The organism is Henriciella litoralis, assembly GCF_002088935.1.
GTDB lineage: Bacteria > Pseudomonadota > Alphaproteobacteria > Caulobacterales > Hyphomonadaceae > Henriciella > Henriciella litoralis.
In genome coordinates this window covers 2603692-2627699 of the sequence record NZ_NCSS01000006.1, presented here as the reverse complement: position 1 = coordinate 2627699, position 24008 = coordinate 2603692, and the positions used below count along the sequence as shown (strand labels likewise).

The following is a 24008-nucleotide window of genomic DNA, read 5'->3' as shown; positions in this document are numbered from 1 at the left end:
TAGGCGGGCTGACTTAATCGGTCGCCGGTTTGATGTGGCCGAGCTGGTCGATATCGAACGCCGCGAACGTCGCCAGATTGGTGATATCCGACACGGTCGCCCCCAGCGAAGCGATCTGCACCGGCTTCTCGAAGCCGAGCAGGATCGGCCCGATCACGGTCGCGCGGCTCATTGAGGTGAGCAACCGGGTCGCAATCGCCGCTGAGTGGATCGCTGGCATCACAAGCACGTTCGCCGGGCCGGTGAGGCGCGAGAACGGATAGATCATCTTGTGGTTCGGGTTCATCGCCGTATCGACGGAGATATCGCCTTCATACTCGAACTTGATATCATCGCGCGCATCGAGCATCGCGACCGCTTCACGCACCTTTTCCGCACGCTCGCCCATCGGATTGCCGAAGGTCGAATAGGACACGAAAGCCACGCGAGGGATAAAGCCGAGGCTCGAAACAGAGCTTGCCGCTTCACAGGCAATCCCGACCAGGTCTTCAGCGACCGGCAGCTCTGTAATGCTGGTATCGGCGATGAAGACCGTCTTGCCCTGGTTGATCACCATGGACATGCCGATCACCTGCTTTTGCGGGATCGGGTCGAGGACGAGCTGCACATCTTTCAGCGCGACATCATAGTTCCGCGTCACGCCAGTCACCATGCCGTCGGCATCGCCAAACTTCAGCATGCACGAACCGAAGATGTTCCGGTCCTGATTGACCAGACGCTGCACGTCGCGGCGCAGATAGCCCTGACGCTTCAGACGGTCATAGAGATAATCGGTATATTCCGGATTACGGTCGGACAGGCGCGCATTGATGATTTCGAGCGAGCCTTCCGGCACACCCATCTGCTGCATGGACCGGTTCACCTCGTTCTCGCGGCCGATGAGGATCGGCTCGCCGAGGCCCTGGTTCTTGAACGAATAGGCCGCCCGCACGACGGATGGCTCCTCGCCCTCTGCAAACACGATACGCGGCTTCTTCTCGCGAACAGCGGCTTGCACGCCCTGCAGGAAGGAGGCGGTCGGGTCCAGACGGCGCGCCAGCTTGCGGCGATACTCGTCCATGTCCTCGATCGGCGTACGTGCCACGCCGGTGTCCATCGCGGCCTGCGCGACGAATGGCGGAATGAAGCTGATGAGACGCGGGTCGAACGGCGTCGGGATGATATATTCCCGGCCAAATTGCGGACGCGAGCCGTGATAGGCTGCGGCCACTTCGTCGGGCACATCCTCGCGCGCGAGCTCCGCGAGCGCCTGCGCCGCGGCAACCTTCATCTCTTCATTGATGCTGCGCGCCCGAACGTCCAGCGCACCGCGGAAGATGTATGGGAAGCCCAGAACATTGTTGACCTGGTTGGGATAATCGGACCGGCCGGTTGCGATAATCGCGTCATCGCGCACCTGCTTGATCTCTTCCGGCGTAATTTCCGGGTCCGGATTGGCCATCGCGAAAATAATCGGGTCTTTCGCCATGCCCGCAATCATTTCCTTGGTCACCGCCCCCGCAATCGACAGGCCGAGCAAGACGTCCGCGCCCTCCATCGCTTCGGTCAGGGTGCGTTTTTCGGTCTTCACAGCGAAGGCAGACTTGAACTGGTCCATCTTCTCGGTGCGGCCTTCATAAACGACCCCGCGGGAGTCGCACATCAGGATGTTTTCCGGGCGCACGCCCAGATGACGGATAAGACCCGCGCAGGAGAGCCCTGCCGCGCCAGCGCCTGAAACGGCGACTTTCACGTCTTTCAGCTCACGTCCGGTAATGTGACACGCATTGATGAGGCCGGCGGCAGCGATAATCGCCGTGCCATGCTGGTCATCGTGGAAGACCGGAACGTCCAGCTCTTCGCGAAGACGGCTCTCGATGATGAAACACTCAGGGGACGCAATGTCCTCGAGGTTGATGCCGCCCCAGGTCTCGCCAATATTGCGGACCGTTGTGATGAACTCTTCTGTGTCGGTCGTCGTCACTTCGACATCGATGGAGTCGACGTCGGCAAAGCGCTTGAACAGCACCGACTTGCCTTCCATGACGGGCTTGGAGGCCATCGCCCCAAGATCACCCAGGCCCAGAATGGCCGTGCCATTGGAAATCACGGCGACCATATTGCCCTTCGAGGTGTACTCGAAAGCAAGGTCCTTGTTTTCCGCGATCGCCTTCACAGGCACCGCGACACCCGGACTGTAGGCTAGCGACAGATCCCGCTGCGTCGCCATGGGCTTCGTGGGCGCGATCGACAGCTTTCCGGGTTGCGGTTGGCTGTGGAAGTCGAGCGCTTCCTTGTCGGTAAATGTCGGACGCTTTGACGTCATCTCTAAAAAGCCTTCAGTGTTTCCAATGCGAATTTCGCAAAGGTCTAAGCCTCTGCGACGGGGGCGACAACCCGCCCAGACCTGCTTATTTCCATTGCAGCCCTCCCTTGCGAATCCGTTAAGCTTAGGTCCATGCCAGATACACACTCCAGTCAGCCGCCCGCAAAGAAGGCTCCAACGCCCTTTATGGCGCAGTATCTCGACATAAAGTCGGGCCACAGCGATGCCTTGCTCTTCTTCCGCATGGGCGATTTCTACGAGCTGTTTTTCGATGATGCGGTAAAAGCGGCCGAGATCCTCGACATTACGCTGACCTCGCGCGGCGAGCATGAGGGCAAGCCGATCCCGATGGCCGGCGTGCCCTATCATGCGGCCGAAGCCTATCTCGCCCGCCTCATCAAATCAGGTCAGCGCGTCGCCGTCTGCGAGCAGACAGAGAGCCCGGCCGAAGCGAAAAAACGCGGCTCCAAATCCATTGTAAACCGGGACGTCGTTCGTATCGTCACGCCCGGAACCATTACAGAAGACACGATTTTGCCGGCGCGCCGCGGACAGGCACTGACGGCCATCGCCTTTGCTGCGGGCGGCGCTGATGCGGCCATCGCGACATGTGATGTTTCAACCGGCGCGCTGGAGATCAGCGCCTTGCCCGCCGAAAACCTTCCAGAACGTCTCGCCGCCTTGCCGGTCAGTGAGCTTCTGGTCACCGAGGAAGACGAAGCCCGCCCATTGGTGCGCCGCGCGCTTGAAGGCTTGCGTGCGCCCGTGACCCGTCGCCCGGCCCGTGCGGCGTCGGCCAAATCCGGAGAAGCCGCCCTCAAATCGGCCTTCAAGGTCGCCGCCCTCGATGCCTTTGGCAGCTTCACAAAAGCCGAGCTCGCCGCCTCGGGTCTACTGCTCGATTATCTGAGCCTCACACAGGCTGGCGCGGCAATACGCCTCGACACGCCCCGCCGCGGCGCAGGCACGTCAACGCTGTCCATTGACCCGGCGACCCGCGCCAGCCTCGAAATCGACACTGCCATCAATGGTGGGCGCGCGGGCACCCTGCTCGCCACCATTGATCGCACGCTGACCGCGCCCGGCGCGCGCCTCCTGTCGGACCGTCTTTCGCGCCCGGAAACGGACGCAGCCCCGATTGGCACGCGCCATGACGCGGTTGCCTTCTTCCTGTCCGAAGACGGCCTCCGCCAGGACATTCGCGCCCGCCTGAAGGCCGTGCCGGACCTTGAGCGCGCCCGCACCCGTATCCGCCTTGGACGCGGCGGCCCGCGAGACCTGAAAGCCATTGCCGTCGCCATCACAGAAGGCCACGCGCTCGCCGCGGCACTGGGCGCAAACGAAACCGGCCTGCCTCGCCTCCTCGCAGACGCCATCGCCGCGCTGGACCCGGCCCGCCAACCAGCCTTGGCCGCACTGGCGCAGGATCTGACAACCGCACTGGCCGAAGATCTCCCCACCCTCACACGCGATGGCGGCTTCATCGCCCCCGGCTGGGACGAAGCGCTGGACGAAGCCCAGACGCTGCGCCGTGACAGCCGCAAGATCATTGCCGGACTACAGGCCCGCTATGCCGACGAGACGGGCATCAGCGCGCTGAAGATCAAATTCAACAATGTCCTTGGCTATTTTATCGACGTCCCGGCCCGTCATGGCGACGCCCTGCTAAAGCCGCCACATGCCGAAACCTTCATTCACCGCCAGACCCTCGCATCGAATATCCGCTTTTCGACCAGCGAACTGTCGGAACTGGCGGGCCGTATCTCGCGCGCCGAAGAAGCGGCCCGCACCCGTGAGCTTGAGCTGTTCGACGGTCTTTGCATGCAGGTCGAGACCGCTTCGGACGGCATCTGCGCCGCCGCTGGCGCGCTTGCCGAAATCGATGTGGCGAGCGCTGGCGCCCACTGGGCCGATGAAACTGGCGCGGTGCGGCCTGACATTGTCGACACGCCGGTCTTTGAAGCAGAGGGCCTCCGCCATCCCGTCGTTGAAGCCGCGCTCAAATCTCAAGGCGAAGGCTTCACAGCCAATAATCTGACACTGGATGCCAGCGGCGCGGCCGGCCCGCGTCTCGCGCTCGTCACCGGCCCCAACATGGCCGGTAAATCCACCTATCTGCGTCAGGCCTGTCTCGCCGTGATCCTCGCGCAGGCCGGGTTCTTCGTGCCCGCCAAGCGGCTTGTGCTTGGCCTCGCTGACCGGGTATTCTCCCGCGTCGGGGCCTCTGATGACCTCTCGCGCGGACGCTCCACCTTTATGGTTGAGATGGTCGAGACCGCCGCCATTCTCAGCCAGGCAACCGAGCACAGCTTTGTCATCCTCGATGAAGTTGGCCGCGGCACCTCCACTTATGACGGCCTCGCCATTGCCTGGGCCGCGGTGGAACACCTTCACAATGTAAATGGCTGCCGCGCCCTCTTCGCCACGCATTACCATGAGCTGACAGGCCTCGCCGAAGACTTGCCTGAAGCGGCCAACCTCTCGCTGCGCGCCAAGGAGTGGAAAGATGAGCTGGTCTTCCTGCACGATGTTCAGTCCGGCCCGGCTGATCGCTCCTATGGCGTTCAGGTCGCGCGGCTGGCCGGCCTTCCGGCGCGTGCCGTGCGCCGCGCAGAGCAGGTCTTGAAGAAGCTGGAATCCAAACCCGACGCGGTCGATGCTCTGCCGCTATTCGCAGCCGTCGCCGAAGACGCGCCAGCTGAGAGCCCTCAGCATCCAGCCGTTCAGCTGCTCGCATCGATTGATCCAGACAGCCTCACTCCGCGCGAAGCGCTCGACCTCATCTATCGCTTGAAGGCCCCGGACGAGAGCTGAAGCCTCGAGCTATGCGTGAATGCCGAGGTTTCTCTTTAAAAAATGCAATAATGCCTATTGTATTCCGCGCCCGGACATAGCCTTTATGTAGCGTTACGAGGGGACCCAACGCACGCTTATGCTAGACATTGTATTGCCGGCAAACGTTCAGATCGCGCTCGTCTTCGCCATTGTCGTCGGTGTCTTTTTCAGCTTCGTTCGCGAAAAACTACCTACCGATGTCGTCGCCTTGCTCGCCATGGCGGCCTTGCTGGTCACGGGCATTCTGAGCGTTCCCGAAGCGCTTAGCGTTTTCTCCAACTCAGCGCCGATCACGATTGGCGCCATGTTCGTTCTCTCCGCCGCGCTTGAGCGCACCGGCGTCATCGGCGCCGCTGGCAATGTCATTATCCGCCTCGCCAAAAGCTGGACGCCGCTTGTCGCCGTCGCGGCGCTCATGGCCATCGTCATTGTGATGTCGGCCTTCATGAACAACACGCCGATCGTCGTCATCCTGATCCCGGTCGCGATCCGCCTGGCACAGACGGTCGGCACATCCCCGTCCAAGCTGCTTATCCCGCTATCCTTCGCGTCCATCTTCGGCGGCATGACGACCCTGATCGGTACCTCAACCAATCTTCTCGTGGACGGCGTCGCCCAGAAAGCAGGCCTCGCGCCATTCGGCATCTTCGAGATTACCGGCGCGGGCCTCATCATGGCGCTTGCCGGCACGTGCTATATGGCGATTGCGGGGCGCTGGCTGCTGCCGGTCCGCGAGTCGTTGGCAGACCTTCTGCCGACCAACAAGAACCGCCGCTTCGTTGCGCAGGTGCTCGTGCCCGTCGGCTCTGTCCTGATTGGCAAGACGATCAAGGAAACCGGGTTCTCCGCCGAGAAAGGCTTCACGGTTATCGACGTCATGCGTGAGAACCGGTCACGCCGCGATGAACTCTCGGATCTGACGCTTGAGGCCGGGGACCGCATGGTTCTGCGCTCACCGGTCTCTGAAATGCTGTCGCTTCGCGATGCCGGCAATCTTGCCATCGGCTCAGGGTCAGATTCCGACAAACACGCGTTCGAGCCCGTACAGACAACAGAGACAGTGCTGATGGAGGGCGTCGTCGGCCCGGAATCAAGACTTGTTGGCCGCCCGATCGTCGGCGCTGGCCTTGTGCGCCTCTATGGCGTCTACGCCATCGCCATCCATCGCCGCGGGGAAAATATCAGCCTCGGCAGCCGCGGCATCCGCTTCGATGTCGGCGACACCGTGCTGCTCGACGGCCCGCCCGGCGGCATGCGTCAGATGTTCGACGATGGCATGTTGAACAACCTCACCCAGACGTCCGAACAGCCCATCCGACGCGACAAGGCGCCGATTGCCGTGACGGCTGTCCTGCTCGTCATGGTCCTCGCCGCACTCGGCGTCATGCCAATTGCGGGCCTCTCGCTCATTGCCGCTGTCGCCGTTATCGCCCTCGGCTGCCTCGATCATCAGGAAGCCTACAAATCGATTCAGTGGGATATTCTCATGCTGATCTTTGGCATGCTCACGCTCGGCATGGCTCTGGAGAATTCCGGCGCGGCCGCCGTCATGGTCAACGCCATTGCAGCCCCCGTCAGTGTATTTGGCCCGCTGGCCGCCCTTGCGGCCGTCTATCTGATGACATCTGTCCTGACTGAGTTTGTCAGCAACAATGCCACCGCCATCCTGATGACACCGATCGCCATCGGCCTCGCCACCAGCCTCGGGATCGACCCGCGCGCTTTCGTCGTCGCCGTGATGTTTGCCGCCAGCGCCAGCTTCGCCACCCCCATTGGCTACCAGACAAATACCCTCGTCTACTCAGCCGGCGGTTACAAATTCTCGGATTTCGCGCGTATCGGCATACCGCTGAACCTTATGTTCTTCGTCGTCGCTATGTTCGTCATCCCGATGTTCTGGCCCTTGGGATAAAACAAAAAAACTGGACGGCCCGGCTATGCTCCGAACCTTTTTGACCGCACTCTTCAGCCTCACTTTTCTAACAGCAGCAAATGCTGAGGCCCAAACGTGGAACAGCTACAAAAACTGCATTGCCCCCACCGCGATGGGCAATGAGCCGCAAGCCCTGCTGCAGGACCCCTATTTCTTCACCCGATCCGGCATCATCCTGACCTGGTACATCCATGGCGCAGCACCCTTCGCGTCAGCCAATCCAGAGGCGGTCCTTCCATTCGCAGACTGTTTTGACCCGGATTTTGTGCTCGATTGCGGCATCCCGCGGGACGCGGCGATGGCCGCGACACTGCGCGGCCCGAATGGCGCCGCAGCGCTTCAACCCGGCGGCGCGCTCTATAGCTATTTCGAGGCAGGCCCGCCTCCGCCGGCCGCCATCAAATATGCGGGCCAGAATATCGGCACCTGCTTTGGCGACGATAATGTCTACATCAATCTCGAAGATGATTTCTATGTCAGCGAGTTCGACCAGGAGGCCTGCACCAACCTGGCGAACGAGATGAGCATCAAGACCAATGGCCAAGGCCTGAAGATCGATGCGACAAAGCTCAACCAGAGCGCCGATCCGGCCCTTTTGCGTCAGGCCGATTGGGCCATCATGTATGGCATGACCTTCTTTGAAAGCTACAACTGCACCTTCTATCCGAAATCCGGCGAGAAGACGGTCTATAATTACTACCAGTCCAAGCTCGCCAATGAGAGACAAGCCGCCCGCGACGCAAAATTTGCCGGCCTCAATGGCTGCGAGATCGCCTACGGCTATGTCTACAACGGCATCAACGCCGACTACGTGCCCGCAGGACGCGTGCCTGATGAGGGGATCGGCTGGGCGCTCGACTATGAGAAAGCCAACCTCAACAATGAAGAATGTCCCGTCATGCCTCAGGCGCTGAGCGACTGGGTGATGAAGCAGCCCCTCGAATCTTTCCAGCCCGCGCCCGACCCCTACACGGCCCTGCGGCGTCGCACGCGCCCGACATTCGGAAACGACCACGCCGCCTGGACCGATTTCGCCGAAGCGTGGATGGAGCGCTACGACCTCGTCAACGCCTCTAACCGGTGCCAAGACGTCAAGGATTATGTGTTCGGCACGAACGGCGACAACATGTCGGCCGACAGCGCCGAGGCCGCGTTCCGCCGTCTTCTGTATCTTGCCGAGAAATCGCCCGAGCGTCAGGTCGCAACCTCAGCCGTCTGTGCCTTCACGCCGGACTATGTCTGGCCAAAGGTCCAGCAATACAGGGCGAGGCAGTCAGCAGATCGCGCCGCCGCAGAACGCCAGCGACGGATCAATGAGCAACGCACGCAGCAATCGCGCGATCGATGGGCGCCGCCAGCGCAGAAGAACTTCCTCTGGACGAACGCACCGACGACCCGCTGCTATGCCGCAGGCGATACCAAGTATGGCTCAAATCAGGTCTGCTTCACGAACTAGGCGCGCGGGCGGCTATTCATCCATCGACGTAAAGCTGCCCATGCTGCCCGGAAAGACGACCGGCGTTTCCGCACCGCTATCAGACACGCTCGCGACGCCGAAATAATAATTGTCGATCACCACATTCTCCAGCGTGTACTCGCGCACATCGCCAACATAGCGGCTCCACTGCCACTGCGGCTCAGCCGTCTCGCGCCAATAGATGCGGAAGCCAGCCAGATTGCCGGTGTTCGCGCCCTCAGGCAGCGTCCACGTCACCGTCGTGTCGGGTGAAACTGCCCCCTCAATCATCACATCGCGCGGAAAGGGCGGCGCTTCAGCCATGCCCGCCAGCGACACTGCATTCAGCGCGGTCAGCTTCGCCGCATACTCAAAATTCACGCCCTCGATGACATCGCCATATTCGCGGCCATCCTCGGTGCGCAGATCCTGATGCTGGCGGTCATAATGCTCATTGGTCTCCATGATGCGCACACCCGGAAACCCGACCTCATTGAACGGGCGATGATGGCCGCCGCGCCGGAACCGGTCGAGCCGATAGACCAGCATCGTATCGAGATTGGGCACATAGAGGTCGGCCATCCGGTCAATATACCGGGCCAGATTGCGCGACGGGCTATCGACCTCGCCGCCGGCAAAGCGCCGTTCGATCTCTTCGGCATCGGTTTCCAGCGGGCGCGTACCTTCTGAGAAGATGCGGGCCGTCGTATTGTTGATGACGCCGTTGATGCCTTCAATATTGCCGATCATGTCATTGTTCAGCACGGCGCGCAGCTTCCAGCCATTATCGAGCGCATGCTGGGCGACGATCTTGCCGCCGAAGAGGCCCTGCTCTTCACCGGAAAGCGCCGCATAGACGATCGACCCAGCAAACTCCCGCTTCGAGAGGACACGCGCCGCCTCAATCGTTCCGGCCACGCCGCTCGCATTATCATTCGCGCCCGGGCTGTCAGATGTGCCGTCCAGCGGGTCAGTGACGCGGCTGTCGATATCGCCGCTCATCATCACCATCCGATCCGGATCGATTGTGCCGCGCTGGATCGCGATCACGCTGACCACCTCTGTCGGCTCCGGGATACGGTCCTCACCAGAGATCGTGTCGCTGACATACATGACCTCAAGACACCCGCCGCACGCGGCCGAGATCGCCTCGAACTCATCATAGATCCAGCGCCGCGCGGCGCCGATGCCGCGCGTATCGCTCTCGGTTTCAGACAGGGTGTGCCGCGTACCAAAGCTGACCAGCTTGCGAATATCAGCCTCGATCCGGTCCGCCGACACTTCGCTGACAATCTCATGGAAATCTGCATTGTCTCCGGGGCTTGCCGGGGCCTCCTGCGCCGTTGCGGGCAGGCAGAGCGCCAGACATGAAACCGCACCGCCAAGAACAATCACTTTCAGGTCGAATACCGCCGCTTTCGAGGTCGTCATGCATATGTCTCCATCAGATTTTCAGTGCGCCACGAGAGGCTCTCAACACTGATACTAGGGCGGTCAGAGCATGTCGGCCATAGACCAAGGCCTGACACCAAGGGGTGACGGTGCATTGGGAATGGCCTATGGGCGTGGAGATAAGGTGCGGCTTCAAAGACGGGCTGACATCAACGCAAGCTAGGACACCAGACGAGGTAATCGATGGCATATGAAACGCTTCTGACTGAAGTCGATGACGCGGTCGCAATCATCACACTCAATCGTCCCGACGCGCTCAACGCGTTCAATAACGCCCTTATGGATGAGCTCACCGAAGCGCTGGACCGCTTCGACAATGACGCCTCCATTGGCTGCATTGTCCTGACAGGATCGCGCAAGGCCTTTGCGGCCGGCGCCGACATCAAGGAAATGCGCGAGCAATCCTATCTCGACGCCTATTATGCAGACTTCATCACCCGCAACTGGGAGCGCGCATCGCGCATGCGCAAACCGGTCATCGCGGCTGTCTCCGGCTACGCCCTCGGCGGTGGCTGTGAACTCGCCATGATGTGTGACTTTATCCTCGCCGCAGAGAACGCCAAGTTCGGCCAGCCGGAAATCACCATCGGCGTCTCGCCCGGTGCTGGTGGCACCCAGCGCCTCACGCGTTTTGCTGGCAAATCCAAGGCCATGGAGATGTGTCTCACAGGCCGCATGATGGACGCCGCCGAAGCCGAGCGCTGCGGACTGGTTTCCCGCGTTGTCCCAACGGATGACCTTCTTGAAGAAGCACGCACCGCGGCCAAGAAGATCGCCTCGCTGCCGCGCGCCGCGACCATGTTGACCAAGGAAATGGTCAATGCCGCCTATGAGACGACGCTCAGCCAGGGCGTCATGTTCGAACGCCGTCTTTTCCATTCTCTCTTCGCAACCGAAGATCAGAAGGAAGGCATGGCCGCCTTTGTCGAGAAGCGCGAGCCGCACTTCAACAACCGCTAGCGGGGCCCCACCCAACATCTGGCAGCGGTTTATGCATATTCCGCCGCCCATTCCAGTTGACGCCGCGGGGCCATTTGGGTATGTCCGCCGCTTGCGTCCGACTGGACACTCAGGAGTTATTGATGGCGAATACACGCTCAGCCAAGAAAATGGTCCGCAAGATCGCGGCCCGTACCGAAGTTAACACTGCACGCCGTTCGCGCATGCGCAGCTATATCCGCAAGGTCGAGGAAGCTATCGCTTCTGGCGACAAGTCGGCTGCTGCTGAAGCGCTCAAGACGGCCCAGCCTGAAATCATGCGGGCTGCTGGCAAAGGTGTGCTTCACAAGAACACATCTTCCCGCAAGATTTCGCGCCTCAGCGCGCGCGTAAAGGCGATGGGCTAGACCCCGCTCTTAACGTTCTAATTATTGCAATTTTGCAAGGCCCGCTTGGTACGCCATGCGGGCCTTTTTCATGCCTCGCGCAAACAGTTTTCAATACCGAAACTTGTTAAAAAAGTGGTGAATTTCACAGCTTGTTAGGCCCCCTCAAGTTGACAGAACATTTGCGAAACACTTTACCTGTTTTCAAAGCTCTGTGATTCGCAACTGATATTTTTAAAGCCATTCATTCCGCTGAATCTTTTCGACTTTTTTCGAGACACAAATGTGTCAACTTGCTTTCTCACGCAGATTCAAAAAAAGCTTTCTGGACAGCCTCGGAAGGGGTGTGTTTAGTTAACTTCATCGACGGGAAGTAATCTCTCTACGGCGTATATTTCTTAGCGGACCTCAAAGGCCCGGACGCCCGGATTATGCCTGCTGTCGACGTGTAGAGATAGGACCAACATATACAAAAAAAGGGGTAGATCCTATGGGGCTGCAAGAAGAATCTGGCAGACAGGGCACAAATAAGGATGACACGAAAAACGTCCGGGAAAACGAAGAGCATCGCGGGGTCGAGCTCTGGCACACTGTTCTGAACGACGCACGAAAACACGCGTCGGCTGATGACTACGATAAATGGATTTCGGACCTGCGGTTTGTCGCAGACGACAATGGCACGGTCCTGATCGCGGCACGCGACAAGCTTGCAAGCGATCGCATCAACAACCATCACCGCCCAATGCTACGCAAGGCATGGCAAAAGGCTGATCCCAATCGCCGCGCCATAAAGATCACGTGCTGGACAGATATTCCGGCCGACACGCGCGATTTGGTCGGCAATCCATGGGCCGCCGAACGCAAGGCGGTTGCGGAAACCCGCAAGGCCGAAGCCGAAGCTGAAGCCGCGGACGTTGCCGAAGCTGAAGCGGCCAAAAAGCCGGGCACAATGACATTCGAGACGCTCGTCGTCGGCGATACCAACCGCACCGCTGTGCGTCTGGCCGAAATGATTGTCGAGAACGCCAATGTCCGCGCTGATGTCGCGCTGATCTATGGTCGTCAAGGCACGGGCAAGACCCATATCCTGCTCTCCATCGAAGCGGCTGTTGCCCGCCTCAATGACGGGCGCCGCGTCACCTATATGACGGCGGAAGAATTCATGACCGCCTATGTCGACGGCGCACGTGAAGGCGATACCCGCAATCTCAACTCGCAGCTGCGCGGCAATGATCTTCTTCTCATCGACGATCTTCAGTGGATCGCCGGCAAGAAGAAGACCGATGAAGCCTTCTTTGCGAATTTGCGCTCGGTGACAAAGGAAGGTGGACGCGTTCTGCTGACCGCCGACGAGGCGCCAGGTGACCTGAAAGGCTTCTCCGCCCGTATGCGCGGTGAACTGCTCGGGGCCGCAGCGGTCGAAGTTGGTCTGCCGGATCAGGAAATGCGCCGCGAGATCGTTCGCCTGCATGCCGCGCTCGCCCGCGAGGATCAGCCAAATTTCATCCTCGACGATGAGATGGTTGAACGGATCGTGTCGACGGTGCGAGGCCCTGGCCGTGAGCTTTGCGGTGTCCTGCACAGCCTGCAGACCGAGACCGGATATGGCCAGACCGCGCCAACCATGCAGATGCTGCAGACGGTTCTGCGCCGTCAGCAGGGCGAGTACCAGGCGCCAACGCTGGACAATATCAAGCGGGCAACCATGCGCGTCTTCAACCTCACCAAGACCGAGATTGAGAGCGCCAACAAATCCCGCGAAATCTGCGTCCCACGCCAGATTGCGATGTATCTCTGCCGGGAAATGACTGACAAGTCGCTGCCCCAGATCGCCCGTACCTTCAACAAGAAGGACCACACCACCGTCCTTCACGGATGGCGCAAGGTGAAGAAGCAGATGCAGACCGATGCGGACATGGTCCGCGACGTCGAACGGGTCCGCGAAGCGGTGTTCGACATTCAGGCAGAAGGAAATAGCTAAATTCTGACAGTTCTGCGCAGTGTTTGACTGGCAGGGGCTTGCAATTTGGCTGATTTTGACAAGGGTACTCGGCCCGCTTCCTTTCCGGAGGCGGGTCGATTCGACTAAAGACCCCCAATGACCGGGCACAAAAGGAAGCGGCACCGAAGACCGCTGCACAGATGGACTGACCAATGAAGCTGACGATTGAACGAAGTGACCTGCTGAACGCGCTCTCACACGTCCAGAACGTGGTCGAGCGGCGTAACACGATCCCGATCCTGTCGAACGTTCTCATTGAGGCCAAGGGCAGCCAGGTCACCTTTGTCGCAACCGATCTCGACATCGAGGCCGTCGACAGCGCCGATGCGCAAGTGTCCAGCGAAGGCGCCATCACTGCGCCTGCCGGCACCCTGTTCGACGTCGTTCGCAAGCTGCCATCCGGCGCGGATGTCGAGCTTGAACTCAATCCGGAAAACCGCCGCCTGTCGATCCGTTCCGGGCGCTCCCAATTTGCGCTGCCGACCCTTCCGGCCAGCGACTTCCAGACCATGACCGGCGATGACAGCGCGATCCAGTTCGATGTTGAGGCTGCAGATCTGCGCCGTCTGATCGACAAGACGCGGTTTGCCATCTCCACCGAAGAGACCCGTTATTATCTCAACGGCGTCTATCTCCACACCGCCGATGGCGAGAACGGCAAGGTGCTGCGCGCGGTCGCCACTGACGGCCACCGCCTCGCGCTCGCAGATTGCGACGGCCCGGCCGGCGCTGAAAACCTGGACGGCGTGATCGTCCCGCGCAAAGCCGTTGCGGAAGTGCGCCGCCTGATCGACCAGGCCGATGGCGACGTTTCCATCGGTGTCTCGGAAACCAAGATCGTGTTCCGCGCCGGCCGCGCCGTACTGACTTCAAAGCTCATCGACGGCTCATTTCCGGACTATCAGCGCGTCATTCCAAAGGGCAATGACAAGCGCCTCGTCATCGACAACAAGGCCTTCGAAGCCGCCGTCGACCGCGTCTCCACCGTCTCGGCAGAGCGCTCGCGCTCGGTGAAGCTCTCGCTCAGCGAAGGCAAGGTCGTCCTGGCGGTCAATTCCGCCGAGACCGGTCAGGGCCATGAGGAAATTGAGTGCGACTACAGCGCCGACGCCATGGAAATCGGCTTCAACGCCAAATACCTGCTCGATGTGACCGCGCAGATTGTCGCTGAAGACGCTGAATTCATGCTCAACGATCCAGCCTCCCCCGCCCTGATCCTCGATCCGGGTGATCCAGCGGCCCGCTACGTCCTGATGCCGCTTCGGGTGTAAGTCCGGGCGATGACCGCCCTCACCCGCCTGCGCCTCAAGAATTTCCGCAATTACGAGACCGTTTCGCTCGATCTCGATGGCCGCCATGTCTGCCTCTATGGCGCAAATGGCGCGGGCAAGACCAACCTTCTGGAAGCGGTCTCGCAGCTCGGCCCCGGCCGGGGCCTGCGCTCAGCCACGCTGGCAGAGCTCACCCGCCACAATGCCGAGACCGGCTGGACGGTGTCTGCCACGCTCGATGACCGCAAGATCGGCGTCGGCCTTGAGACAGATGGCGCCTCCTCCAAACGCATCGTCCGCATCGATGGAGCGCCCGCGCAAGCCTCAGACCTTGCCGAGCTTGTTCGCATCGTCTGGCTGACGCCTGCCATGGACAGCGTCTTTCGCGGCGGCGCCTCTGACCGGCGCCGCTTCTTTGACCGGCAGGTCATGGCGCACATTCCCTCGCACGGCCCCGCCGCCGCCCGCTATGAGCGCGCCATGCGTGAGCGCAATACGCTGCTGGAGCGCGGACACGTTGACCCGGCCTGGGCCGACGCTATCGAGACCCGCATGGCCGAAGCTGGCGCAGAGCTGGCAATCAATCGCGCCACCGTCCTTGAGAGCCTGCAATCTGCCGTTGATGCCCGCCCGGACGGCTATTTCCCGAAAGGCGACCTCACCCTGGACGGCGCGTCCGAGCAGGCCGCCGCCGCCGGGGAGGACTTCAAGTCCATCTTCGAAAACCTGCTCGAAGCCTATCGCTCCGGGCGCCGGCGCGACATGGCCGCAGGCCGCGCGCTCAACGGCCCACACCGCACAGACCTCGCCGTTATTCACCGTCCCACAGGCATGCCTGCGGGCGACGCCTCCACCGGCCAGCAAAAAGCGCTCCTGATCGGGCTGATCCTGGCCTCGGCGAAAGCCCTCACCCTGTCCGGCGAAGGCCCGGCCCCCATCCTCCTGCTCGACGAAGCCGCCGCGCATCTCGATGCAGACCGCCGCGCCGCCCTCTTCGATGAATTGTGCGACCTTGGCGGACAGGCCTGGCTGACCGGCACCGAAAAATTCCTGTTTGAGGCCTTCGGGGAACGCGCACAGCGATTTGCCGTTTCCGATGGCGCCCTTGACACCCCCACTGCCTGATCGCGGGGCTAAAACCCCGCCTTTACAATCAGATACAGCTTCAGCCTTGCTTTTGCGTACAGTTTGACGCACGTCATCATTGAGAGATAAAACGGGAACACTTGTTTAACGAGTGCCAAAAGGGTCGAATGTTCCGATGAAAGAAAGCGCGAGACTGGCGGCCCTCTATGCAACCAATCTTCTTGATTCAGAGCCTGATCCCCGCTTTGACCGGTTAACCCGTCTGGCGGCCAACTCGCTTGAAGTCGAAACCGCGCTTGTTTCGCTGATCGATACCGACCGCCAGTGGTTCAAATCCTGCTACAATTTCGATGGCACTGAAACGCAGCGCGATATCGCCTTCTGCGACTACGCCATTCGCGCCAATGAAGTGATGATCGTGCTCGACGCGGCGAAGGATCCGCGTTTCGCAGACAATCCCCTCGTCACCGGTGACCCCTTCATTCGCTTCTATGCTGGCGCCCCGCTGATCACCAAGGACGGCCACGCGCTCGGCACGCTTTGCGTGATCGACACCAAACCGCGCGAAACATTTGACGACGCCGACTGCCAGATCCTCGAGGACCTCGCCGCCAGCGTGATGGCCGAAATCGAAGCCCATGCGCAAAGACGCGAAGTGGAAGATCTCGCCGTTGTCGTGCGCGAGCTGGAGCATCGCATGGGCAATATGTATGCCCACGTGTCCTCGCTCATCTCATTGCTCGACAAGTCTGATGTCGACCACGACGAGTTCGTTCGGCGCCTGCGCGACAAGATCAGCGCGCTCGGCATCACCCAGTCGCTGATATCAGCCAATTCCGGTCAGTCGGTGTCCATTCGTCAGCTGACGGTCGGCACACTTGAGCCGTTTTCCGCCGGGCCAGACCATAGAGCGGCGACGGTCCAGACCGATGGCGATTTCGATATTACGCCGCGAGCCGCCTTTGCCCTGTCTCTGATGGTCAATGAGCTTGCGACCAATTCCATCAAGCACGGCGCGCTTGGCACCAGCGGCGGCAAGGCCCACGTCAGCTGGTCACACGAGAATGACGAGGTCAAATTCATCTGGCGCGAAAGCCTCAGCGAGAACCGGCCCGAAAGCGCGACAGGCTCAGGCTTTGGCAACATGATCCTCAACCGGATTGTGCCGAAGACATTTGGCGGGGAATCGAACACCGAGCTCTCGGAAGACACCTATACCTATTCGGTAACCGCCCTCCCGACCCGCATCATCTACGTACCTGAAGCCGATTGACGGTCAGGCTCCGGAGCCGCCCCTAAAGCGCCCCGCCTGAATCAATATCGCAATGCCGGGACAGCAGGTCGATCCGCGCTGAATATTTTGCCGGCAAAAGCCGCTTCAGCTCTGGCCGGTCGATCTGATTGCAGCTCATCAGACCCAGCACGAGTTGGGTGTCCGACTGGATTTCCTGCATCTCCTCGATCGCCTCGCGCGAGCCCTTGGCCGCCCGCAGCGCCGCCTCATTCTCCATTGCTGCGATATTGCGCACGGTGAGATTCCAGGCCAGCGGCAGAATCTCATCGATCCGGCCGGTATGGTCCAGAGCCGTCTGCCAGTCCTTGTCGAGGATATGAATGAAGCCGATATTCTCTTCCGTATAGGCAACGCCCACCGGGGTTGAGCCGCGCGCGCCCCGGATACGCGCGGCTTCCCGCAGCTCAGCCAAAGCTTCCTGCAAGGCGGCCTCAGAGTCGCGCCCGGCCGGCAGTTGCTCACTCGCCACCAATGCGACCAGCGTCGTCCCGACCCCGTGATGGGCGAGCTGCGCATGCAGCAGCGTCTCCTCAAAGTCGCCGCCTTCGAGCATCGTCGCCGCCCGGCTGAAGGCTTCATAGGCCAGCAAGGCATCGCCGCGCTTGCGAAGGCACTGGCCCTTCCAGAGGAGCAGCATGGGCGCATCGAGTCCGCGCGCTTCCGCCTGGTTCACATAGTCGACAACCGTCGAGCAGCCCCGGTTCCAGCCAAGCGAGCTGGCATTCGCCGCGCGATACTCCAGCGCCGCCAGCCCGGCCGCGCCGCGCGCCTGAACCGCCAGTGTTTCACCATTCTCCAGCAGGGATGTCATCGCCCCCTCAACCGTGTCGGCATTGTCGCCGCTCCAGTCATTTAACGCCGCCTGCAATTGCAGACGTTCGCCCTGGCTCAGCATGTCCTCGCGCGCGCCATCCGCGCGCAGCACCACCGCGACGACCTGCGCGGTGACTTCATTCAGCGGCACACCCAGAAAATGCTGCTGGGCCAGTTCGACCGCATTTTCCCTGTAACCAGAGACCTGACGGGTGGCTTCCGCACGCTGGATATCCCGCGCCAGTTCTGCCTGTTTTCGCGCGGCGTCATTTTCCTCGCGAATAGCAACGAGGGCGGCCTGCGTGGATTCGCGCTGGCGCCCGGCTTCACCGGCCACGATGCGAAGGTTCATCTCATTCAGGCGGGTCTGTTCGGCGTATTTCGCCTTCAGCCCGCCAAGCTCCATGTAGAAATAGATCACGCTGCCCGCCACGATGACGGCGGCCATGCCGATAATTCCGGCAAGCGCGGTCATCAGAAAGCGGAAGCTCTGCTGCTCTTCGCGCAGCTCGGCCAGAAGGTCCGCGGATGTCACGCGCTGGTCTGGTCTTGTGTCCGTCATTCAGGTTTCACCCTCAATTCCCCAATGCCTCGCTCTGCCATCTCAGCCCGGCTCAGCTTCACGTTTCCAGATTTCGTCCCCGAACAGGGGCTCCAGCAACAGTTTCATTGCGGTCGTCTGGTCGTCCTCGCGAATAAAGGCTTCGGCGATCATCAGCTTGATCCGCATCTGCCTGAACCGCCACATGCGCAAGGCCGCGCCCACCGCCGTCATCATGCAGAAATTCGTCGCGCCCAACATCCGTTCAGGATTGCTGGCAAAGAAGCCGCTTCCCACGGGTAGAGGATATTTCCCCGACAAGGTGGAGATGAATGTCGCAAAGCAGCCAATCGTCGCGATGATCGCGATTACCAGAATGTAGCGTGACAGGCGCGCCCGCTCCTTGATCTGCTTGCGTTGGCGCCCCAGCAGCCGGTTCATCGTGTCCATGGCTCTGGAAGGTCCGCAGTTCAGGGCGGCAAGTCAATCCAATTCCCAAATTCAGGTCGACAGGCTCACCCGGCTTGTGACTTGAGCCTGCAGCCCGGTCAGCCTAGGACTATCGATCTGCTTTCAATCAATAAATTGCAACGGGTGGGGAGAGATATGCAGGAACAGCTGCGCGATCACTATAATAATCCCCTTCTGCAATCGCAGATCGAAAAAGCGATGGGCGCGCTCGACCTTAGCCCGGAGACCGTCACTCACACCGATCTTGCACCAATCGAGGAATTCCACATTGGCGGCCGCGCAGCGACCGAAGCTCTCCTGCCCTTGCTAAGGCTGGGCGAGGGCCACGAAGCACTCGACATTGGTTGCGGCACAGGCGGCACGGCGCGCTACGCAGCCGCCACTTATGGCTGCGATGTGACCGGCATCGACCTGACCCCCGTTTTCATCGAAACCGGAAAATCGCTATCGGCCTGGCTCAATCTCAGCGCACGGGTCACGCTGGAGCGCCGCTCTGCCCTCGATACAGGCTTGGACGATGGCAGGTTCGATGCGGCCTGGATGTTTCATGTTGGCATGAATATCGCGGAGAAGCGTGAGCTCTTTGCCGAGCTGACCCGCATCCTGAAACCGGGCGCCGGCCTGCTCGTCTATGACATCATGCGCGGCGAGGATGAGACGACACCGCTGACCTTTCCCCTGCCCTGGGCAAGTGATGCATCGCACAGCTATGTGGCCTCGCCCGACGACTATGAAGCCGCGATGGAAACGGCCGGCCTCATCATCGATGGTGTTACGCCGCGCCAGGATCTCGCAGAGCGTTTCTTTGACCGAATGACGTCAGGCGGCACCGGCGCCAACAGCCCGCTCGCGACCTCGCTGCTGATGGGCGCTGACGCCGCAGAGAAAACCTCCAATCTGCTGGCGGCATGGCGGTCGGGCCAGATCATTCCCGTCCAGATTCTCGCACGAAAACCCGCAAACCCACCGGTTGCCGAGACTGACTGATTCGCGTAGAGCGTGTATAATTGCAAACTTAACCATATTAGCGAAAGCCCGCCATGACTGACCATATCAAGACCCAGCTTGCAGACCGTATCCTGACCATCACGATCAACCGCCCAGAGCGCAAGAACGCCCTCACCCAGGCGATGTATGGCGCGATGGCCGACGCGATCAATGACGCCAACACTAACAAGGCCATCCGCGCCATCATCATTACCGGCGAGGGCGATCTCTTCACGGCGGGCAATGACCTCACCGATTTCGCTAGCGACATCGCCCGTAAAGGCGGCAAAGCGCCGGTTCAGCGCTTCCTCGAAGCGATCCGCGACGCTGAAAAGCCGCTCATCGCGGCCGTCAACGGTCCGGCCATCGGTGTCGGCCTCACCATGCTATTGCATTGCGACATCGCCTGCGCCGCCGAAACCGCAGACTTCCGCGCGCCCTTCACCCAGCTTGGCCTGGTTCCGGAAGCCGGCTCCTCGCTGCTGCTGCCTGCCACGGTCGGCAATTCGATGGCGAATGAAATCCTGCTCGCCGGCCGTGTCCTCTCGGCCAGCGAAGCGCTCGCCTGCGGTCTGGTCTCGCGCGTCGTGCCCACCGCCGACATTCTCGCCACCGCCACTGGCATCGCCGCCAAAATCGCCGCGTCCGCGCCGTCTGCCATCGTCAAGTCAAAAGCCCTCATTCGCGGCAATCGCGACGCCGTCGAAGCCCGCATGACCGCCGAAGGAAAGGTCTTCGCCGAACAGCTGAAATCACCAGAATTCGCCGAAGCCGCCGCCGCCTTCGCCCAGAAACGCAAGCCGGTCTTCGCGGACGAATAGGCGCACCGTCCCGGCGCTCGTCCTTCGACGCCGCTCAGAATGAGCGCCCTGCCGCAACCTCTCAATCGCCCTCATCCTGAGCGAAGTCGAAGGACGAGGGCGTGCCCGGAGACATCAAAGCCCCTCAAACGCCCGCGCCCTACTCCACCGGCTTTGGCGGCGTATAGGACGGGTTCGGCGCGCGCACATAGAAGGTCACTTCCTGGCGTGAGCCCTGCCGCTCGGATGCCACCACAATCTGCGTGTCGCTGCCCTCTTTCGTCCACATCTCATCGGCGCGCGGACCATCCGGGTTCTCCGGCGCGGTATAGCGCCAGTCGGCAAGCTGCGGGCAAGTGCCCAGCATCCCGGCAATGCGCTGGCGCTCAGCGACCATGGCGGATGGCGCAACGACGTCATCGCCGGATGTCCAATAAGGCTGGCAGGAGAAATAATTCCACGGTCCGCCGCCGACATAGCCCTCTGGATCTCCCGCGATATAGACCCGGCATTTGTGCGACGGCTCCATGCCAAGCGAGGCCCGCCCCGGCTGTGTCCCCATGGACTGGCCCGCCCGCGTCTGTTCCGACAGGCTCATGAACGGCGTTTCCTCATCGCCTGCCGCGATCAACGGGGCGAGCTCATCGCAGATCGGCCAGCGATAGGCCTCCTCAGCCGCCACAGGCAGCGCCGCGGCGAGGCAGGCCGCGCTCGCAATCAAAGTCCGTTTCAACGTCATTCTCCTTCCCTCTCAGAGCCAGTCTGGCCTCTGGTTTACTGGCGCCGCCCACAATCGGGCAACACCCTCAGGGGGTATGGAAAAGCGCTCTTTTCCCTTTATCTGCGGACTGATTGGCGAACTTTTTACACACGCCGCCCCGACGCGCCGCAAGCCCCTGTTTTCAATGGACTAATAAACCCGTCCAATCCCCGCCCGGATTTCCCTTTCCGGTCCGTATCCTGTATATTTTTCAGGCGATTACACGAATCAAAAAGTAACGGGGAAATCATGGCCGATACGACAGACGAGATGCCGGAATATGGCGCTGACTCCATCAAGGTCCTGAAAGGCCTCGAAGCGGTCCGCAAACGCCCCGGCATGTATATCGGCGACACCGATGACGGCTCGGGTCTGCACCACATGATCTACGAAGTCGTCGATAATGCGATTGACGAGGCGCTGGCCGGCCATGCCGATGAAGTGACCGTCACGCTGCACGCCGATGGCTCTGCCGAGATTACCGACAATGGCCGCGGCATCCCGGTCGAAATGCACAAGGGCGAAGGCGTCTCCGCCGCCGAGGTCATCATGACCCAGCTGCATGCCGGCGGGAAGTTCGACCAGAACTCCTACAAGGTCTCCGGCGGCCTGCACGGGGTTGGCGTCTCCGTCGTCAACGCCCTCTCTGACTGGCTGGAGCTCACCATTCACCGCGCCGGCCACGAACACTTCGTGCGCTTCATCGATGGTGGCCGCGTCGAGGCCCCACTGGTTCAGCGCGGCGTCTCCCCGATGCGCGAGAATGGCAAGCCGCTGACCGGCACCGCCGTGCGCTTCATGGTCGCTTCCTCGACCTTCACCATGACCGAATATGACCGCAAGACGCTCGAACACCGTCTGCGGGAGCTCGCCTTCCTCAATTCCGGCGTGCGCATCGTCTTCCGCGATGAGCGCGGCCCTGAGACCTATGAAACCGTGCTGGAATATGATGGCGGCGTGAAAGCCTTCGTCGAGCATGTCGACCGCCAGAAGACCGCCCTCATCCCTGAGCCGATCTACGCCATTGGCGAAAAAGACGGAATCACGGTCGAGGTCGCGATGGAGTGGAACGACACCTATCACGAGCAGGTGCTCTGCTTCACCAACAACATCCCCCAGCGCGATGGCGGCACCCACCTTGCCGGCTTCCGCGGCGCGCTGACCCGGATCATCAACAAATACGCTGCCGAGACTGGCATCGCCAAGAAAGAGAAAGTCGACATCTCCGGCGATGACGCCCGCGAAGGCCTCACCTGCGTCCTTTCGGTCAAGGTGCCAGACCCGAAATTCTCCTCGCAGACGAAAGACAAGCTCGTCTCCTCCGAGGTCCGCCCCGTGGTCGAAAGCCTGATGGGCGAGAAACTCTCTGAATGGTTCGAAGAGCATCCGAAGGAAGCTCAGATGATCATGATGAAGATCGTCGAAGCCGCCGCTGCCCGTGAGGCCGCCCGCAAGGCGCGTGACCTTACCCGCCGCAAGACCGCGCTCGACATCACCTCCCTGCCCGGCAAGCTCGCCGACTGTCAGGAGAAAGACCCGGCGAAATCCGAAATCTTCATCGTCGAGGGTGACTCCGCCGGTGGTTCTGCCAAACAGGGCCGCGACCGGTCGAACCAGGCGATCCTGCCGCTCCGCGGTAAAATCCTGAACGTTGAGCGCGCGCGCTTCGACAAGATGCTCTCCTCAGACCAGGTCGGCACGCTGATCATGGCGCTCGGCGCCGGCATTGGCCGCGATGAGTTCGACATCAACAAGCTGCGCTACCACAAGATCATAATCATGACTGACGCCGACGTTGACGGCGCGCACATCCGCACCCTGCTGCTCACCTTCTTCTACCGGCAGATGCCGGAAGTGATCGAGCGCGGCTTCCTCTACATCGCCCAGCCGCCGCTTTACAAGGTCAGCCGCGGACGGTCCGAACGCTATCTCAAAGACGATATCGAGATGGACAATTACCTCATTGAGGAAGGCACGACCGGCGAGGCGCTCATCCTCGGCGACGGCACCCAGATTGCCGCCGAGGACCTCCGAGAGAACGTCCGTCAGGCCGCAAGCTTCAAGACCGCCCTCTGGCGCCTGTCGCTGCGCGCCCCTGGCCACATCGTCGAACAGGCCGCCATCGCTGGCGCGCTCGCCCCAGACGCGGACGAGACCAACGCCACCAAGACTGCCGAACGCCTCAACCGCATCGCCGAAGAAGGCGAAGACACATGGGAAGGCAGCTTCGAAGATGGCAGCCTGATCCTGCGCCGTGAAGTGCGTTCGGTTGAAGAAAAAGCCGTGCTGGACCGCACCCTCCTCGCCAGCCAGGACGCGATCCGCCTCAACAATCACGCGACGCAAATTCGCGCGCTTTATACCGAACCTGCCGTCCTACGGAACGACAAGTCCGGCGAAACCGTGGTCCACGGCCCCATCGACCTCTTCGAGGCCGTCCTCGCCTCAGGCCGCAAGGGCCTGAAGATCCAGCGCTATAAGGGCCTCGGCGAAATGAACGCCGACCAGCTCTGGGAAACCACGCTCGACTCCAACGCCCGCACCCTCCTCCAGGTCAAAGTCCACCACGCCGACGAAGCCGACGAAATGTTCACCCGCCTCATGGGCGACGTCGTGGAGCCAAGGCGCGAGTTCATCCAGGACAATGCGCTGGAAGCTGAGGTGGATGTGTAGGGAG

At 61.1% G+C, this 24008-nt stretch carries 17 protein-coding genes; 12 read left to right on the top strand and 5 right to left on the bottom strand.

Going from position 1 to position 24008, the window contains the following annotated elements:
* Nucleotides 1-13: 13 nt before the first annotated feature.
* The gene (locus B8783_RS16500; protein ID WP_084421213.1) at nucleotides 14-2305 is read right to left on the bottom strand and encodes an NADP-dependent malic enzyme; all 2292 of its coding nucleotides are present in this window, start codon (nucleotides 2303-2305) and stop codon (nucleotides 14-16) included.
* Nucleotides 2306-2437: 132 nt separating this feature from the next.
* Between B8783_RS16500 and mutS the strand changes: the two genes are divergently transcribed.
* The 3 genes from mutS to B8783_RS16485 all read left to right on the top strand — a co-directional run bounded on the left by mutS (nucleotide 2438) and on the right by B8783_RS16485 (nucleotide 8529).
* On the top strand, nucleotides 2438-5119 hold the full coding sequence (gene mutS / locus B8783_RS16495; protein ID WP_169711829.1) for a DNA mismatch repair protein MutS: 2682 nt from the start codon (nucleotides 2438-2440) through the stop codon (nucleotides 5117-5119).
* A gap of 118 nt (nucleotides 5120-5237) precedes the next feature.
* A complete protein-coding gene (locus B8783_RS16490; RefSeq protein WP_084421209.1) occupies nucleotides 5238-7052 on the top strand; it encodes an SLC13 family permease in 1815 nt (604 codons plus the stop codon).
* Between the two features lie 25 nt (nucleotides 7053-7077).
* Entirely contained in the window at nucleotides 7078-8529 is a 1452-nt protein-coding gene (locus tag B8783_RS16485; RefSeq protein WP_139792402.1) for a hypothetical protein, read from the top strand.
* Between the two features lie 12 nt (nucleotides 8530-8541).
* Here B8783_RS16485 and B8783_RS16480 read toward each other — a convergent pair whose 3' ends face one another.
* Nucleotides 8542-9960 carry a M28 family metallopeptidase gene (locus B8783_RS16480; protein ID WP_084421205.1) on the bottom strand — a complete coding sequence of 473 codons (1419 nt, stop codon included), beginning with the start codon at nucleotides 9958-9960 and terminating at the stop codon, nucleotides 8542-8544.
* A gap of 204 nt (nucleotides 9961-10164) precedes the next feature.
* On the opposite strand from B8783_RS16480, the gene B8783_RS16475 reads away from it, so the two are divergent.
* The 6 genes from B8783_RS16475 (at nucleotide 10165) to B8783_RS16450 (ending at nucleotide 16938) form a co-directional block, all read left to right on the top strand.
* Complete coding sequence (locus tag B8783_RS16475; protein ID WP_084421203.1) at nucleotides 10165-10941, top strand: enoyl-CoA hydratase; 777 nt, start codon at nucleotides 10165-10167, stop codon at nucleotides 10939-10941.
* Between the two features lie 122 nt (nucleotides 10942-11063).
* Nucleotides 11064-11327, top strand: coding sequence for a 30S ribosomal protein S20 (gene rpsT / locus B8783_RS16470; protein WP_084421201.1), 264 nt, complete (start codon nucleotides 11064-11066; stop codon nucleotides 11325-11327).
* A 469-nt stretch (nucleotides 11328-11796) separates the two neighbouring features.
* Nucleotides 11797-13287, top strand: coding sequence for a DnaA ATPase domain-containing protein (locus B8783_RS16465; RefSeq protein ID WP_084421199.1), 1491 nt, complete (start codon nucleotides 11797-11799; stop codon nucleotides 13285-13287).
* Between the two features lie 173 nt (nucleotides 13288-13460).
* Complete coding sequence (gene dnaN, locus B8783_RS16460) at nucleotides 13461-14579, top strand: DNA polymerase III subunit beta (protein ID WP_084421197.1); 1119 nt, start codon at nucleotides 13461-13463, stop codon at nucleotides 14577-14579.
* Nucleotides 14580-14588: 9 nt separating this feature from the next.
* Nucleotides 14589-15704: a DNA replication/repair protein RecF gene (gene recF, locus B8783_RS16455; protein WP_084421195.1), complete on the top strand. Its 1116-nt coding sequence runs from the start codon at nucleotides 14589-14591 to the stop codon at nucleotides 15702-15704.
* 136 nt (nucleotides 15705-15840) lie between these two features.
* The gene (locus tag B8783_RS16450) at nucleotides 15841-16938 is read left to right on the top strand and encodes a sensor histidine kinase (RefSeq protein WP_139792401.1); all 1098 of its coding nucleotides are present in this window, start codon (nucleotides 15841-15843) and stop codon (nucleotides 16936-16938) included.
* 22 nt (nucleotides 16939-16960) lie between these two features.
* Here the strand turns inward: B8783_RS16450 and B8783_RS16445 are convergent, their stop codons facing one another.
* Both B8783_RS16445 and B8783_RS16440 read right to left on the bottom strand, forming a co-directional pair.
* Nucleotides 16961-18334: a hypothetical protein gene (locus tag B8783_RS16445; protein WP_084421191.1), complete on the bottom strand. Its 1374-nt coding sequence runs from the start codon at nucleotides 18332-18334 to the stop codon at nucleotides 16961-16963.
* Nucleotides 18335-18376: 42 nt separating this feature from the next.
* Nucleotides 18377-18763, bottom strand: coding sequence for a hypothetical protein (locus B8783_RS16440; RefSeq protein WP_084421190.1), 387 nt, complete (start codon nucleotides 18761-18763; stop codon nucleotides 18377-18379).
* Between the two features lie 156 nt (nucleotides 18764-18919).
* Here B8783_RS16440 and B8783_RS16435 point away from each other — a divergent pair, with 156 nt between their 5' ends.
* Both B8783_RS16435 and B8783_RS16430 read left to right on the top strand, forming a co-directional pair.
* Complete coding sequence (locus B8783_RS16435) at nucleotides 18920-19771, top strand: class I SAM-dependent methyltransferase (RefSeq protein ID WP_084421189.1); 852 nt, start codon at nucleotides 18920-18922, stop codon at nucleotides 19769-19771.
* A gap of 53 nt (nucleotides 19772-19824) precedes the next feature.
* Nucleotides 19825-20592 (top strand): enoyl-CoA hydratase, encoded by a 768-nt coding sequence (locus B8783_RS16430; protein ID WP_084421188.1) that lies wholly within the window; start codon nucleotides 19825-19827, stop codon nucleotides 20590-20592.
* A 139-nt stretch (nucleotides 20593-20731) separates the two neighbouring features.
* On the opposite strand, the gene B8783_RS16425 is transcribed toward B8783_RS16430, so the two are convergent.
* On the bottom strand, nucleotides 20732-21304 hold the full coding sequence (locus B8783_RS16425) for a hypothetical protein (protein WP_139792400.1): 573 nt from the start codon (nucleotides 21302-21304) through the stop codon (nucleotides 20732-20734).
* Between the two features lie 276 nt (nucleotides 21305-21580).
* Between B8783_RS16425 and gyrB the strand changes: the two genes are divergently transcribed.
* Entirely contained in the window at nucleotides 21581-24004 is a 2424-nt protein-coding gene (gene gyrB / locus B8783_RS16420) for a DNA topoisomerase (ATP-hydrolyzing) subunit B (RefSeq protein ID WP_084421186.1), read from the top strand.
* The last annotated feature ends 4 nt before the right edge of the window (nucleotides 24005-24008 follow it).